The sequence below is a fragment of the Massilia sp. genome, assembly GCF_031995545.1.
Taxonomy (GTDB): Bacteria; Pseudomonadota; Gammaproteobacteria; order Burkholderiales; family Burkholderiaceae_D; genus Telluria.
Genome location: NZ_DAMAGA010000038.1, coordinates 18,332 through 33,049, shown reverse-complemented (window position 1 = coordinate 33,049; position 14,718 = coordinate 18,332). Strand labels below are relative to the sequence as shown.

The 14,718-nt window shown below is 65.4% G+C and carries 11 protein-coding genes and 1 pseudogene; 8 read left to right on the top strand and 4 right to left on the bottom strand.

The genetic code is table 11. From position 1 onward, the window contains the following. Nucleotides 1-167: 167 nt before the first annotated feature. Together RTQ83_RS20195 and RTQ83_RS20190 are read left to right on the top strand one after the other, a co-directional pair. Complete coding sequence (locus RTQ83_RS20195) at nucleotides 168-1,763, top strand: S41 family peptidase (protein ID WP_312518533.1); 1,596 nt, start codon at nucleotides 168-170, stop codon at nucleotides 1,761-1,763. A gap of 270 nt (nucleotides 1,764-2,033) precedes the next feature. Then, the gene (locus tag RTQ83_RS20190) at nucleotides 2,034-3,794 is read left to right on the top strand and encodes a M14 family metallopeptidase (protein WP_312518530.1); all 1,761 of its coding nucleotides are present in this window, start codon (nucleotides 2,034-2,036) and stop codon (nucleotides 3,792-3,794) included. A gap of 36 nt (nucleotides 3,795-3,830) precedes the next feature. Here RTQ83_RS20190 and RTQ83_RS20185 read toward each other — a convergent pair whose 3' ends face one another. Both RTQ83_RS20185 and RTQ83_RS20180 read right to left on the bottom strand, forming a co-directional pair. Then, entirely contained in the window at nucleotides 3,831-4,343 is a 513-nt protein-coding gene (locus RTQ83_RS20185; protein WP_312518528.1) for a phosphoglycerate mutase family protein, read from the bottom strand. Nucleotides 4,344-4,408: 65 nt separating this feature from the next. Next, complete coding sequence (locus RTQ83_RS20180) at nucleotides 4,409-6,376, bottom strand: NPCBM/NEW2 domain-containing protein (RefSeq protein ID WP_312518526.1); 1,968 nt, start codon at nucleotides 6,374-6,376, stop codon at nucleotides 4,409-4,411. Nucleotides 6,377-6,726: 350 nt separating this feature from the next. Between RTQ83_RS20180 and RTQ83_RS20175 the strand changes: the two genes are divergently transcribed. The 5 genes from RTQ83_RS20175 (at nucleotide 6,727) to agaR (ending at nucleotide 12,022) form a co-directional block, all read left to right on the top strand. Then, nucleotides 6,727-7,674, top strand: a complete 948-nt coding sequence (locus tag RTQ83_RS20175) for a DMT family transporter (protein ID WP_312518523.1) — start codon at nucleotides 6,727-6,729, stop codon at nucleotides 7,672-7,674. A gap of 4 nt (nucleotides 7,675-7,678) precedes the next feature. Then, the gene (locus RTQ83_RS20170; RefSeq protein WP_312518521.1) at nucleotides 7,679-9,004 is read left to right on the top strand and encodes a D-tagatose-bisphosphate aldolase, class II, non-catalytic subunit; all 1,326 of its coding nucleotides are present in this window, start codon (nucleotides 7,679-7,681) and stop codon (nucleotides 9,002-9,004) included. Next, nucleotides 8,998-10,167 (top strand): SIS domain-containing protein, encoded by a 1,170-nt coding sequence (locus RTQ83_RS20165; RefSeq protein WP_312518518.1) that lies wholly within the window; start codon nucleotides 8,998-9,000, stop codon nucleotides 10,165-10,167. The genes RTQ83_RS20170 and RTQ83_RS20165 overlap by 7 nt, the downstream gene beginning before the upstream one ends. Nucleotides 10,168-10,172: 5 nt before the next feature. Further along, nucleotides 10,173-11,141, top strand: a complete 969-nt coding sequence (locus RTQ83_RS20160; protein WP_312518515.1) for an N-acetylglucosamine kinase — start codon at nucleotides 10,173-10,175, stop codon at nucleotides 11,139-11,141. Nucleotides 11,142-11,254: 113 nt separating this feature from the next. Next, complete coding sequence (gene agaR, locus RTQ83_RS20155) at nucleotides 11,255-12,022, top strand: transcriptional repressor AgaR (protein ID WP_312518513.1); 768 nt, start codon at nucleotides 11,255-11,257, stop codon at nucleotides 12,020-12,022. A gap of 24 nt (nucleotides 12,023-12,046) precedes the next feature. Here the strand turns inward: agaR and RTQ83_RS24310 are convergent. Further along, a pseudogene (locus RTQ83_RS24310) lies at nucleotides 12,047-12,433 on the bottom strand (transposase); the annotation flags it as partial. 106 nt (nucleotides 12,434-12,539) lie between these two features. After that, a complete protein-coding gene (locus tag RTQ83_RS20150; protein ID WP_312518510.1) occupies nucleotides 12,540-13,442 on the bottom strand; it encodes a LysR family transcriptional regulator in 903 nt (300 codons plus the stop codon). 112 nt (nucleotides 13,443-13,554) lie between these two features. On the opposite strand from RTQ83_RS20150, the gene RTQ83_RS20145 reads away from it, so the two are divergent. Then, nucleotides 13,555-14,607 (top strand): alpha/beta hydrolase, encoded by a 1,053-nt coding sequence (locus RTQ83_RS20145; protein ID WP_123068063.1) that lies wholly within the window; start codon nucleotides 13,555-13,557, stop codon nucleotides 14,605-14,607. The last annotated feature ends 111 nt before the right edge of the window (nucleotides 14,608-14,718 follow it).

The following is a 14,718-nucleotide window of genomic DNA, read 5'->3' as shown; positions in this document are numbered from 1 at the left end:
GGGTTGGCGGCTCCGCCGCCGACGCGTTCAACTATCCTGCGCATTGCCTCTGCTCTTGCACGCTCCCGCGTCGTTCGTTATCACCCCAATAACCTTCGTTGCGATCTAGCCTCAACCGTGACATTCCGTTGTTCTTCGGCCGAAACTCCACGTCTATAATCGGTTGGATGAGCTCGCCAATCCGCCCCATCCGCCAGTCCCTTCCGTTCCGTCTGACCTCCAGCGCCCTGGCCGCGCTGCTCGTGCTTGCCGGCTGCGGCGGCGGAGGCGGTTCGCCCAACGTCGGTACCCGCGGTCCGGACGCGCAGCAGCCGGCCACGCCGGCGCCGACGCCGGTCACGTCCCAGGCCACGCCGGAAGACCTGAACCCGAACCTGCTGGCCGCCTCCAGCACCTACGCCAACCTGTGCGCCAAGCCGCGCAGCGGCGTCGACGCCAGCGGCCAGGCCTTCCCTGACCGCCAGGGGACATTGCTCGACGAACTGAAATTCCTGCGCGCCTGGACCAACGAGAATTACCTCTGGTACGACGAAGTGCCGAACACCTTCCGCATGGCCGCGTTCAGCGATCCGATCGCCTACTTCGACGTGCTCAAGACCCCGGCCATCACCCCATCCGGCAAGCCGAAGGACGAATTCCACTTCACCTACCCGACGGCTGAATGGGATGCGATGCAGAACGAAGGCATCGACCTCGGCTACGGCATCACCTGGACCCGCAACAGCACCACCGCGCCACGCACCTGGCTGATCACCGCGGTCGAGCCGGGTTCGCCCGCCGCCGCGGCCGGCCTGCTGCGCGGCGACATGCTGGCGCAGGTGGATGGCGTCGATTTCGTCAACGCCAGCGACGCCACTGCGGTGGCGCGCATCAACGCTGGCCTGTTCCCGGACGCCGCCGGCAGCACCCACCGCTTCACGCTGCAGCGGAACGGCGTGCCGTACGAGGTGAGCATGACCGCGCTCGAAGTGCGCGTGGCGCCGGTGAAGAACGTCAAGGTGATCGAGACCGCCAGCGGCAAGGTCGGTTACCTGACCTTCGACACCCACAACGCGGTCTCCGAAAAACAGCTGGTCGACGCCATCGCCACGCTGCGCGACGCCGGCGTGAGCGACCTGGTGCTCGACGTGCGCTACAACGGCGGCGGCCTGCTGTATGTCGCCAGCGAACTGGCCTACATGATCGCCGGCCCGGCGAATACGGCCGGCAAGGTGTTCGAGCGCGCCCAGGTCAACAACAAGACGCCGGCCGACGATCCGATCCCGTTCCGCGCGACCGCGTATGGTTTCGACTCGCCCAATCCGGTGCGCGCCGGCACGCCGCTGCCGACGCTGGGCCTGAAGCGCGTGACGGTGCTGAGCACGTCCGGCACCTGCTCGGCCAGCGAAGCCATCATCAACGGCCTGCGCGGCGCCGATGTGGAAGTGATCCAGATCGGCGGCGCCACCTGCGGCAAACCGTACGGCTTCTACCCGACGCCGAACTGCGGCACGACTTATTTCTCGATCGAGTTCAAGGGCGTCAACCACAAGGGCTTCGGCGACTTCGCCGACGGCTTCGCACCGACCTGCGCGGTGAGCGACGATCTGTCGCGTCCGGTGGGCGATCCGGCGGAAGGGATGCTGGCGGCGGCGCTGGCCTACCGCACCAATAATGCCTGCCCGGTCTCGACCAGCCGTGCGCGCGCCGTGCCGATGCAGATCGTGCGGCCGGCGGTGAAAGAGATCGCTATCCGGACCCGGGGCGAAGCAGTGCAGCGCTAACGTAGCGATCACGCTGCAATATTCTTCCTCTACATTTAAAACCGTCCCCCCCGCGCAGGCGGGGGCCCAAGTTCTCACGCGTAACCGGACAAGCAAACTGTATCGCGGTGCATGCAAACTTGGGCCCCCGCCTGCGCGGGGGTGACGGTTTTGAGTTTTTTGGTGACGACTAACGCTGCTGTAGCGCCACCGATCAACATCGATAATTCCCCAAGGAACAGGTCTATAATCCTCCGCTTTGTCACCTCATCAATTGCCGGAGTTTCATCAATGATCCGTTCTGCATTACTGCTGGCCCTGCTGTCGGCTGTCCCCCTGTCCCACGCCGCCCCGAACCTGACCACCATCTCCGAACGTTCGGGCTTCGAGGCTACCGGCCGCTACGATGAGGTGATCGCCCTGTGCGACGCATTCCAACAGGCCTACCCGAAGCAAATCCGCTGCATCGACTTCGGCACCACCCCCGAAGGCCGGCCGATGAAGGCCCTCATCGCCAGCAACACGGGTGCCTTCACTCCTGAGGAAGCACGCAAGCAAGGCCTGCCGGTCACCCTGATCCAGGGCGGCATCCACGCCGGCGAGATCGACGGCAAGGACGCCGGCTTCCTGGCCCTGCGCCAGGTGCTGGAAGGCAGCGCCGCCAAGGGCGCGCTCGACAAGCAGGTGTTCATCTTCGTCCCGGTGTTCAACGTCGACGGCCACGAGCGCTTCGGCAAGTGGAACCGCCCGAACCAGCGCGGCCCGGTCGAGATGGGCTGGCGCACCACCGCCCAGAACTTCAACCTCAACCGCGACTACCTGAAGGCCGACGCGCCCGAGATGCAGGCCATGCTGGGCCTGGTCAATGCCTGGGATCCGCTGACCTACGTCGACCTGCACGCCACCAACGGCGCCAAGTTCCAGCACGACATCTCGATCCAGGTCGAGCCGGTGTATTCGGGCGACCCGGACCTGCGCAAGGCCGGCCTGGCGCTGCGTAGCAACGTCATCAAGGACATCGCGAAAGAAGGCTCGACTCCGCAGTCCTACTACATGTCGTTCGTCAAGCAGGACGACCCGATGTCCGGCTTCATGGACGGCGTGTCCGATCCGCGCTTCTCGACCGGTTACTTCCAGCTGCGCAACCGCATGGCGATGCTGGTCGAGACCCATTCGTGGAAAGAGTATCCGGTGCGCGTGCGCATCACCCGCAACACCGTGGTCTCGGTGCTGGACCAGGTCGCCAAGAACGGCAAACAATGGCAGCAGGCAGCGTACGCCGCCGACGCCCGCGCCGCCAAGCTGGGCGACAAGTCAGTGGCGTTGACCTACCGCACCACCGATAAAACCCAGATGGTCGACTTCAACGGCTATGCCTACACCCGTAAGCCGTCGGAAATCTCGGGCGCCCTGATGACGCGCTACGACGAATCGAAGCCGCAGGTCTGGCACGTGCCGCTGCGCGAAGAAGTCGTGGCCGACCTCGAAGTGAAGGCGCCGCGCGCCGGCTACATCGTGCCGGCCGCCTACGCCGCCACCGTCGGCGAGAAGCTGCGCCAGCACGGCGTGTCGTTCCGCAAGCTCGACAAGGTGGTCGAACGCGCCGACGTGCAGACCTTCCGCGCCGACAAGGCCACCTTCGGCGCCGGTACGCTCGAAGGCCACCAGCGCCTGAGCCTGGAAGGCAAGTGGAAAGCCGAACCGCGCAAGGTCACGGCCGGCGCACTGTTCGTGCCGATCGCCCAGCCGAAGGCGCGCCTGGTGGTGGCGATGTTCGAGCCGCAGGCACCGGATGCGCTGGTCGCCTGGGGCATGTTCAACACCGCCTTCGAGCGCAAGGAGTACATGGAAGACTACGTGGCCGAAGACGTGGCGCGCGAGCAGCTCGCCAACGACCCGGCCGTGGCCGCCGAGTTCCAGCGCCTGCTGGATACCGACCCGGCATTCGCCAAGAACCCGCAGGCGCGCCTGGCCTTCTTCGCCAAGCGCCATTCGTCGTACGACGAGCGCCTGAACCTGTACCCGGTGCTGCGCACCGACGTGGCGCTGTAAAAAAGCATGCGGCGCCGGCAAGTGCGGCGCCGCATTTTATTGCGGCGTCGCCGGCAGCGACGTCAACATCACCGTCGTCACCTTCCCATCCGCTCCATTGATCAGCTGATACAGCCGATCGTATTCATCGTCCGCGATCTCCGCGCCGGGCGCGCCGCCGAACAGCGTCACCAGTTCGGACAGCGTGTTCGAATGCCCGACCACCAGCACCGCGCCGCGCAGCGACTTTACTTTCTCGACCAGGGCTTTCGGGGTCTCCGCCGCGTACTGCTGTACCGGTAGTTTGAGGCGCGCAGCCAGCGGCTGCGCGGTCTGCAGTGTGCGCATGGTTGGCGTGCTGAAGATCGCCTGGATGCCGGCGCGGTGCAACAGCGTCGCGATGTTTTGCGCGCGCAAGCGGCCTTGCGCTGTCAGTTCCGGATCCTTGCCCGCAGCCTTTTCTCCATGGCGCACCAGGTAGATCATGCCCGGCTGCGCCATCGCGGCGCATGGCAGCAGGAGGGCGAGCGCGAACGAGAGCTTTCTTAAAACGCGGAATGGCTGGCGCATGATGGTCGCTTCGGCAGTAGGGCGTCGCTGAAGAGTACCACGACGCCTGCCGCTCGCCAGCCCGCTCAGCGCACGCCGGCGCCGGCACGCACCAGTTGCGCATCGCCCCAGGTCGCCACCACCGGCGCAGCGCTTGCCTTCGCGCCGCGCACCACCAGTTCGATGATCTTGACGCCGCGGACGTCCGCATTCAATCGCTGCGCTTTGGCGCCGAATGCCAGCGGCGCGCTTTGCGCCAGCAGCTTGCCATCGCCATACACGTAGAAGCGCACCGGCTGCCGGGTGTCGTCGGTCGAATCGTCCACCCCGACCGAGGCCGTCAACAGCGCGTGGCCGCCATCGTTCTTCACCTGCAGCCGCGAATTCGACAGCACGCCGATGCCCGAATCGAACACCTGGCCGGCCACCTGCAGGGTCTGGCCATACGGCGTCGTATCGGCCTGGGCGCCGCCCCAGCCCGCGTATTGAGGGCGCGAACCGCCGGAGCGGGTGTTCGACCATGGGTCGATCATGCGGTGGACGGTCGGATCGAGCTGCGGTTGCCGGGTGCCGTCGACGGCGACGTTGATCGAACCCGGAATCTCCGACAGATAGACCCCGTTTTCCAGCTGCCGCTTGCCGCTGACCTCGAACACCAGCGTCTCGTGCGGCGCCAGCGTGAATTCCTTTTCGCCGGTGAAGGTCGTGCTTTGCTTCGACCACAGGTCGCGCAGCGTGACCGGCGCGCTGTTCGACAGTTTCAGGTGGCTTGCCAGCAGCGTCACCGGCGCCGGCGTGGCGCCGCGGTTGAACAGCGCCACCGCCTTGCGCCGGCCGTCGCCGAGCGTCTTGACGATGATCTGCGCGTCGTCGGAGTCATAGGTCACCACGCCCTGGTGTCCGCCCTTGTCCTGGTTCAGACCGACCACCTCGGCGTTACCCAGGACCTCGAGGAACGACGCCGGGCCGTTGCGCAAGTCGTAGCTGACCAGCAGCGGCGCATTGATCATCGCCCACAATGAAAAATGCGAGCGCACTTCGACCGGGTTGGCGGCGTCGAAGGCGCCATGGCCGATGTGCAGGATGTCGGGATCGTTCCAGTGGCCGGGCCCCGCGTACAGCGCGCGTTTGGCGGCGCTGTCGAAGTTGTGCAGCATGCTGGTCCAGCTGGCCGTGATGTCGGCGCTGGTGCGCCACAGGTTGCCGACATCCTTGCCCCAGCTGCGCACGTTGGCCATGCCCCAGGCGCAGATCGACAGTACGTAGTCATTGGCTGGGCGCGCCGCCTTGAGCGCCGCGACCACGGCTTCGTAGCGTGCGCGCACCGCGCCGATGTCGGTGCGGTTGAGCGAGCCGCGTTCGATCAGCGGCGCCGCGGCGCGGTAGTTCTGCTGTTTCACCAGGTCGGACCCCGGCAAAAAGTCGGCCAAACCGCAGGCGTCGATCTTGATGTAATCGAAGCCCCATTCCTTGAAGTACAGGTTGATGTCTTGCGTGACGTGGCCTTCCAGTCCCACTTCGCGCTCGGCGGTGCTGCCCTGCGGCAGGTTGGGCGAATGCAGGTCATACGCTTGCGAGCAGGCGTTGCGGCCGATGTCGGTGTAGATGCCGGCTTTCAATCCCATCGCGTGCAGCTTGTCGGTGAACGGCTTGAAACTGGTGCCGTCCGGCCCGCCGGTGGCCGCCGACGGAAAGATGTTGGTGCGGATCTGCAGGCGGCCGTCGCTCGCCCTGCGCTTGAGCCACCAGCCGTCATCGATATTGACCTGGGTGTAGCCCAGCTTGGCGAGCCCGCTGTCGACCATCACCTGCGCCGCGCCCAGCACCTTGGCTTCGTCGACTTCGGTGCGGAAGGCATTCCAGCTGCTCCAGCCCATCGGCGGCGTGGCGGCGCTGCCATTGGTACTGCCTTCCCAACGCCCGGCCGGTGCCAGCGCATCGGCCGCGGCGTTGGCCTGCACCGCGCCGACCGACAGGGTCAGGGCGGCGGCCAGGCTGGCATACAGCAATCTCGATGGCTTGGAATGGGCTGGCTTGGTCGAGCGGTCTTTCATGCATGTCTCCTGGTTGTCGTACCGGGCTGCTTCGAAAGCCGGCCTCGCATGTGCAGGCAGGTCGACGTCATCATCCGGTCATCCATCGGTGGAAGAAAAAATCGAAAGTCTTGATGCGCCATCGGCGTTGCCCGCTTGGGGAGCACCAAGGAAAACCGTACTGCGGCACTACGCTGAAGCTGATTTTTCAGATATTAATCGAAAGAATTCGAAATTAAAAGGCGCTACTGGAACAGCGCAAAAACAACTAAACGAAAATATTATGAAAGTTCTTTGCTTTTCGTTTGATACTTATTTACTATCGGAACTGCTGGCAACGAAAACGTTTGCAACGACTCTGACAGGCTGCCATGGATACGACGACGATTCTGCATCAACCCGGTGCTGCTGCCGGGCGCCGGCCGCGCTGGCTCGGCTACGCGCTGGCCACCGCGCTGCTATGGGGGGTATGGGGTGCTTTTGCCGGCCTGCCGACCCAGTACGGCTTTCCTGAAACGCTGGTGTATGTGGTGTGGGCGCTGACGATGGTGCCGCCGGCGCTGTTCGTGCTGGCGCGCTCCGGCTGGCGCGTGCGGCGCGACCGCACCGCGCTGGGCTACGGACTGGCGATCGGGCTGCTCGGCGCCGGCGGCCAGATGGTGCTGTTCTATGCGGTCAAGGCCGGGCCGGCCTACCTGATCTTTCCGCTGATTGCGCTGTCGCCGGTGATCACGATCGTGCTGTCATACGTGTTCCTGCGCGAGCGCACCGGCCGCATGGGAGCGATCGGCATCGTGCTGGCCATCTGCGCGCTGCCGCTGTTCGATTTCAACCCGGGCGGGGCGCCGCAGCAGTACGGACTGTGGTTCGTTCTGGCCGTCGGGGTGCTGGTGGCCTGGGGGTTGCAGGCCTACTTCATCAAGCTGGCCAATACGCGCATGGATGCCGAAAGCATCTTCTTCTACATGACCGTCAGTGCGCTGCTGTGCATTCCGGTGGCGCTGGCGATGACCGATTTCTCGCAGCCGATCAACTACGGTCCTTCCGGCCCGCTGCTGGCCGCCGCCACCCAGGTGCTGAACGCGATCGGTGCGCTGACGCTGGTGTACGCCTTCCGCCACGGCAAGGCGCTGACCGTGTCGCCGCTGGTGAATGCCGGCGCGCCGCTCCTGACCACCGTGATCGCGATGGCGCTGGCCGCAACGCTGCCGGGAAGCTACCGGCTGGCCGGCATCGTGCTGTCGCTGGCGGCCGCACTGTTCCTCGCGCTGCAGCCTGACGACGGCGCCGCGCCCACCGAAGCAAGCGAAGGAAAGTAAAACAATGGATTACATGTTGAATCTGGTGCGCCGCCACAAGGCCGGCGAAGCGGTCGGCATCCACTCGGTGTGCTCGGCGCATCCGCTGGTGATCGAGGCGGCGATGGAAGTGGCGGCCGGTACGCCGGGCGGGCCGCCGGTCTTGATCGAAGCCACGTCGAACCAGGTGAACCAGGATGGCGGCTACACCGGCATGACGCCAAGCGCGTTCCGCGACTTCGTGCACGGCATCGCCGACCGGGTGGGCCTGGCGCGCGAGCGCGTGCTGCTCGGCGGCGACCACCTGGGGCCGAATGCCTGGCAGGGCGAGAGCGCGGACAGCGCCATGGCCAAGGCCGAGGTGCTGATAGAACAATACGTGACCGCCGGCTTTCGCAAGATCCACCTCGATTGCTCGATGTCGTGCGCCGGCGACCCGGTGCCGCTGCAGGATGACGTGGTGGCGGCGCGCGCCGCGCGCCTGTGCCTTGTGGCCGAGCGGGCCTGGCAGGCGGCCGGCGGCGAAGCGCCGGTGTACGTGGTCGGCACCGAAGTGCCGGTGCCGGGCGGCGCGCACGAAGACCTGGACGAACTGAGCGTCACCACGCCGGCCGCGGCGGCGCAGACCATCGCTGCGCACCGCAGCGCGTTCGGCGGCGCCGGCCTGGCTGCGGCGTGGCCGCGCGTGGTCGGCCTGGTGGTGCAGCCAGGCGTCGAGTTCGACCACCACAAGGTGATCGACTTCCGCCCCGAGCGCGCGGTGGACCTCTCGCGCATGATCGAAGACGTGCCGACGCTGGTCTACGAAGCCCATTCGACCGACTACCAGACACCGGCCAACCTGGCCGCGCTGGTGGCCGGCCACTTCGCCATCCTCAAGGTCGGCCCCGGCGCCACCTTCGCGCTGCGCGAGACGCTGTGGGCGCTGGCCGATATCGAGGCGGCGATGGCCGGCGACGGCGTCGGCTCCGGCTTCAAGGACACGGTGCTGGAGGTGATGCGCGCCGAGCCGGAGTACTGGCGCAAGTACTACACGGGCGACGCGCGCAGCAACCGCTTCGACCAGCAGTACAGCCTGAGCGACCGGATCCGCTACTACTGGCCGCACCCCACGATCCAGGCGGCGCAGGCGCGCCTGCTGGCCAGTCTGGAGAGCGAAGCGCCGCCGCTCACGCTGCTGAGCCAATACCTGCCGGCGCAGTACGAGGCCGTGCGCGAGGGGCGGCTGCGCAACCGTCCGCTCGATCTGCTCAAGGAGGGCGTGGCCAGGGTGCTGCGCCAATACATGGACGCCTGCACGCCGGGCGCCGCAAAGAACGCGTTGGACAAGAAGGAGTTGCAAGCATGCTAGTGGCAAACAAGACCATCCTTGGCTTTGGTGAAGAGCGGCTCGATGCCGCCGGCGCCGGCCTGACCGCGCGCGAGATCGCGCAACAACCCGCCGTCTGGCCCGAGATCGAGGCATTGGTCGCGCGCCAGCGCGGCGCGCTCGACGCTTTTCTGAACCCGCTGCTGGCACGCGCCGACCTGCGCATCGTGCTGACCGGCGCCGGCACCTCGGCCTTCATTGGCGAATGCCTGGCGCCCGCCATGCTGGGACAAGGCCGGCGGGTGGAGGCGGTGCCGACCACCGACCTGGTCTCCGGCCCGCGCCAGTTTTTGCAGCCGGCCGTGCCGACGCTGCTGGTATCGTTCGGCCGCTCGGGCAGCAGCCCGGAAAGCGTGGCCGCCGTGGCGCTGGCCGAGCAGCTGGTCGGCGAGGTGTACCACCTGGTCATCACCTGCAATACCGATGGCGCCCTGTGCCAGTGGGCGCAAGGCCGCAACAACGCCTATGCCATCCTTCTGCCGGACGCCACCCACGACCGCGGCTTTGCCATGACCACCAGCTTCACCTCGATGCTGCTGGCCGCCGCCGGCGCGTTCGGCGTGCTGGCCCCGGGCGCCATCGGCGCGCCGTCGACTGCGGCCGCGCGCGTGCTGGACACCATGCTGCCAGTGTTCGAAGCGCTGGTGGCGCAGCGCTTCCGGCGCGTGGTCTACCTGGGCAGCAACAGCCTGCGCGGTCTGGCGCGCGAAGCCTCGCTCAAGCTGCTGGAACTGACCGATGGCCAGGTGGTGGCGCTGTTCGACTCGCCGCTCGGGTTCCGCCATGGTCCGAAGACGATCGTCGACACCGACACGCTGGTGGTGGTGCTGCTGTCGAACGACCCGCGCGCACGCCGTTATGACCTCGACCTGCTGCGCGAACTGCGCCGCGACGGCCGCGCCGGCCGGGTGCTGGCGCTGAGCGGGCGCGAGGAACCGGAACTGGGCGACGCCTGCATCGCCTTGCCCGGCGTCGCCGAGGCCGACGACCTGGCGCTGGCGCTGCCCTACATCCTGTTCTGCCAGGCGTTCGCGCTGCTGCAGTCGCTGACGCTGGGACTGCGCCCGGATACGCCGAGCGTGTCGGGCACCGTCAACCGGGTGGTGCAGGGCGTGACCATCTATCCATTGACGGATGAAGAATGACGGCCATGTTCCTCGGAGTTGACGGCGGCGGCACCAAGACCGCGTTCGCGCTGATCGACGCGCAAGGGCAGGTACTGGCGCGCCATGAAGAGAGCAGCGCGTACTACCTCGAAGTCGGCATGGACGGCGCGGGCGCCATGCTGGCGCGCGGCTGCGCGGCGCTGTTCGGCGCCGCCGGTGTGCGCGCCGACGACGTCGCATTCGCCTTCTTTGGTTTACCGGCGTATGGCGAGGACCGCGCGGTGCAGCCGCAGCTCGATGCGCTGCCGCGCGCGGCGCTGGGCCACGGCCGCTACCTGTGCGGCAACGACATGGTGTGCAGCTGGGCCGGCTCGCTGGCCTGCGCCGACGGCATCAGCGTCATCGCCGGCACCGGCTCGATGGCGTATGGCGAAGTCAAAGGCCAGCGCGCACGCGCCGGCGGCTGGGGCGAACTGTTCGGAGACGAGGGCTCGGCGCACTGGATCGCGCGCGCCGGCCTGGCGCTGTTCTCGCGCATGAGCGATGGCCGTGCTCCGCGCGGGCCGCTGCATGCGCTGCTGCGCGAGCGCCTGGCGCTGCGCGACGATCTCGACCTGTGCCAGGTCGTGTACGGCGACCTGAAAGGGGAGCGCAGCAAGATTGCCGCGCTGTCGCGCCTGGTTTCGGAAGCGGCGGCGCAGGGCGATACCCAGGCGGCCGCGATCCTCGACGCCGCCGCCGCCGAGGTGGCCGCGCTGGTGGATGCGGTGCGCGGCCAGCTCGGAGTCGATCCCGAGGCCGAAGTGACGGTGTCGTACTCGGGCGGCCTGTTCGGCGCCGAAGGGCCGCTGCGCGAACGCTTCGCGCGCGCGCTCGAGGCAGGAGGCGCGGGCGCGTATCGCTTGACGACGCCGCGCCTGCCGCCGGTGCTCGGCGCGGCGCTGTATGCGGCGCTGGTGGCCGGCACGCCGCTCGACCCGGCGGCGCTGGCGCGCCTGGCGGCCGCGCAGTAAGGCGCGCGCTGGATTTCATGCTTGCCGGATAGCGGCGCGCAGGGCCCGATGCGCCGCACCGGCCCTGCTGCAATCTGGTAAGCTCCTACTTTACTAAAACTACTCGTCCAATCATGGGACAAACCGGCCAGCGCCGCGACACCATCCTCAAAGCCCTCACCGAACAAGCCTCGGTGCAAGTCAGCGAACTCGTAAAACAGCTCAACGTGTCGGCGGTGACGATCCGCAGCGACCTGCGCGCGCTCGAGGCGCAGGGCTTGGCCATCCGCAGCCATGGTGGCGCCACGCTGGCGCGCATGCCGCCGACCGAGCATACGGTGTCGCAGAAGGACGCGCTCAATCACGAGCAGAAGGAGCGCATCGGCGCCCTGGCGGCGCGGCTGGTGAAGCCGGGCGAGAACATCATCATCGATTCGGGCACCACCACGCTGTCGCTGGCGCGCCATCTGCGCGACACCCATAACGTGACGGTCATGACCAACGGCCTGAATATCGCGTGGGAGCTGGTAAATGCGCCAGGCGTCGACCTGATCCTGACCGGCGGCCTGCTGCGCAAGCAGGCGCTGTCGATCCAGGGCCTGCAAGCCGAGGCCTGCCTGCAGGCCTACAGCTTCGACAAGCTGTTCCTCGGCGTCGACGGCCTCGACCTGCAGTTCGGCGTGACCACCCACCACGAGGCGGAAGCGAGCCTGAACATCAAGATGGTGGAGCGCGCCCGCAAAGTCATCGTGCTGGCCGATTCGTCGAAGTTCGGCTTCATCAGCCTGCACCGCATCGTGCAGCTCGACCGGGTGCATACCATCATCACCGACGCCGGCATCGGCCCGCAATACCGGGATGGCTTGCGCGAAGCAGGCATCGAACTCCTGATCGCCGATTAAGAGCGCCTGGCAAAACCTCTCGACTTACCGCCAACGGATGAGCGGGCAGGCAAGCGACAGAAACGCTTGGTGCATGCCTGTTTGCCGCTCATGCCGGATGCGCAATCTGCGGAAGCGGTGCAGCCAACCCAAGGTTCGTTCGACGACCCGACGCCACTGTCCAAGCTTCTCGCGCGACTCTACGCCGTAGCGTGCGATACGAGCGGCGATGCCCCGACTACGCAGCCAAGCCCGATAGGCTCTTGAAGCGTACGCTCGGTCAGCATGCAGCTTGCCTGGACGCTTGCGTGCACGGCCTGCCAGCCCTTGAACTGCCGGGATTGACGCTACCAACGGGATGAGGAAACGCGAGTCGCGTACCTGCGCGCCCGAGATCTGAGCTACTAGTGGAAGCCCGCATGCATCGACGAGTAAATGGTGTTTGCATCTTAGTGCTCGGACAGAGCCTTCGTACGTCCGCTATCGACCCAAAGCAGCCATTGCCGCGACCATCTGAGCGTTCAGAGGGTGTTAATGCTCATTTCTGCGTGGCGTTATGCCTAAGGGCTTCCACAAACAATGCAAATGCGGGCGCCTGCTGCCTGCGGCTAGGGTAGTAAAGATGATAGCCGGGAAACAATGGGCACCAGTCTTCTAGCACCCTTACCAAGCTGCCTTCCTTAATGCAGATTTGGACTTCGTCCTCTGGAAGGTATGCCAAGCCAAATCCAGCCAATGCTGCGTCTTTCAACATGCTGATGCTGTTAAAGGCGACGGCGCCATCCACGCGTACCTTTAATTCGCGCTCCTCTTTGATGAAATGCCAGACGTAATGGCCCCGTGATGCCGACAGGCTCAGGTTAATGCATTGATGCGCAATGAGTTCTTGCGGTGTTTTCGGTATCGGATGGTTCTTGAAGTAAGCAGGTGATCCAACGATGGCTGCGCGGAAGTCCGGCGCGATGCGCACGGCAATCATGTCCTTGTCGACATGCTCGCCCATGCGAACGCCGGCGTCGTAACGTTCGGCCACGATGTCGACCAGGCCGTAATCTGAGGTAATGACAGCTTTCACTTCAGGGTACTGCGCTAAGAAATTTTTCAGTACCGGCCAGAGGACAGTTTTCGTCGCGTGCTCGACCGAGGTGATGCGAATGGTGCCCGTCGGCTTCCCACCCAGCTCGCTGAGCGCGGCTAGGCTGGCATCAAGTTGATCGAGCGCAGGGGCAAGCGTGTCGATCAACCGTTCACCAGCCTCGGTCGGCGCGACACTGCGTGTCGTGCGGGTCAGCAGACGCATGCCGAGGCGCTCTTCCAGCCGTCTCACGATCTGGCTCAATGCCGACTGCGACAGCCCGAGCTTGGCAGCTGCACGCGTGAAACTGCGCGCCTCGGCTACCGCCAGAAACACCGTCAAATCGGCCATTTCTTCCCGACGCATTCATTACTCCACGTTATAGGCTCACACACATTATAGGGGCTAATCTAGCAAGCGAGTCGCGGCTATAGTGGATGTCACTGATCAACTCTACTGCGATGCCGAAGGAAAATCGATGAAACATGAATCCACGAACATGTACAAACCAGATGCAACTCGCCGCTCGGTTCTGGCCGGTAGCGCAGTTGCCACTGCATCCGCCATGCTGTCGATTGGTGCCTTCGCTGCCACTCCCCCGACGACGACTGAAACGGCTAGTGGAATCCGGACACAGGACGTCCAGTTCCAGAACAATGACATTACGATGGCCGGTATCCTGTTCTTTCCGGAAAAATTCAAGGAGGGCGTCAAATACCCATCAATCGTTGTGGTGCATCCAGGAGGCGGCGTGAAGGAACAGACTGCCAGCGTGTATGCGAAGGCATTGGCGCAACAGGGCTTCGTCACGTTCGCGTTCGATGCGTCGCACCAAGGCGCCAGTGGCGGCATGCCACGCTTCCTGGACGACCCAATGCGCCGCGTGGGTGACATCTATAGCGCTGTTGACTACATGACGACCCTCGCGTACGTGGATGACACGCGCATCGGCGCACTTGGTATTTGCGCCGGCAGTGGGGCGAGCGTCAAGGCCGCGTCGACCGATCGTCGTATCAAGGCTATCGGTACTGTCAGTGCTGTGGACGTCGGCGCGGCATTTCGTCAGGGCTGGGATGGAAAGGGAAAGATCGCTGACCAGCTCAAGACCCTGGACGCTGCAGCCCAACAACGCACCGCTGAAGCGGGCGGCGCCGCTCCGGTGTATATCCCTTATGTGCCTGCCGTGGGCGATCGTTCGGCCCCGTACGATCTCCAGCAAGCAGCCGACTATTACCTGACTCCACGCGGCCAGCACAAGAACGCACCCAACAAGATGTTGCTTACCAGTGCCAACTACATGATTTCTTTTACCGGCTTCGACCGCGTCGAAACACTGACCCAGCCGATCATGATTGTCGCCGGCACTAAAGCCGGCTCGCTGTGGCACAGCAAGGCATTGTTTGCGAAGGCTCCGGGGAAGAAAGACCTGGCATTGATCCCGGGTGCCACGCACATGGACTTGTACGACGGACCGGGAGTCGGCCTGGCGATGGCCAAACTGACCCCATTTTTTACCCGCACCCTCGCTTAACGTCGCAGGTAGCGCTGGCCTGGCTAATAGCGCAGAGCCCGTACATCGTGTTCTTTCTAGGCACGCGCACCGAGGCTGACCTGCCGGAAACCTTGGTGCTCAGCGCTTGCA

Bases quoted from the DNA above. Each gene is read 5' to 3' on its own strand.
- RTQ83_RS20195 (WP_312518533.1), top strand. From the start codon at position 168: ATGAGCTCGCCAATCCGCCCCATCCGCCAGTCCCTTCCGTTCCGTCTG.
- RTQ83_RS20190 (WP_312518530.1), top strand. From the start codon at position 2,034: ATGATCCGTTCTGCATTACTGCTGGCCCTGCTGTCGGCTGTCCCCCTG.
- RTQ83_RS20185 (WP_312518528.1), bottom strand. From the start codon at position 4,343: ATGCGCCAGCCATTCCGCGTTTTAAGAAAGCTCTCGTTCGCGCTCGCC.
- RTQ83_RS20180 (WP_312518526.1), bottom strand. From the start codon at position 6,376: ATGAAAGACCGCTCGACCAAGCCAGCCCATTCCAAGCCATCGAGATTG.
- RTQ83_RS20175 (WP_312518523.1), top strand. From the start codon at position 6,727: ATGGATACGACGACGATTCTGCATCAACCCGGTGCTGCTGCCGGGCGC.
- RTQ83_RS20170 (WP_312518521.1), top strand. From the start codon at position 7,679: ATGGATTACATGTTGAATCTGGTGCGCCGCCACAAGGCCGGCGAAGCG.
- RTQ83_RS20165 (WP_312518518.1), top strand. From the start codon at position 8,998: ATGCTAGTGGCAAACAAGACCATCCTTGGCTTTGGTGAAGAGCGGCTC.
- RTQ83_RS20160 (WP_312518515.1), top strand. From the start codon at position 10,173: ATGTTCCTCGGAGTTGACGGCGGCGGCACCAAGACCGCGTTCGCGCTG.
- agaR (WP_312518513.1), top strand. From the start codon at position 11,255: ATGGGACAAACCGGCCAGCGCCGCGACACCATCCTCAAAGCCCTCACC.
- RTQ83_RS20150 (WP_312518510.1), bottom strand. From the start codon at position 13,442: ATGCGTCGGGAAGAAATGGCCGATTTGACGGTGTTTCTGGCGGTAGCC.
- RTQ83_RS20145 (WP_123068063.1), top strand. From the start codon at position 13,555: ATGAAACATGAATCCACGAACATGTACAAACCAGATGCAACTCGCCGC.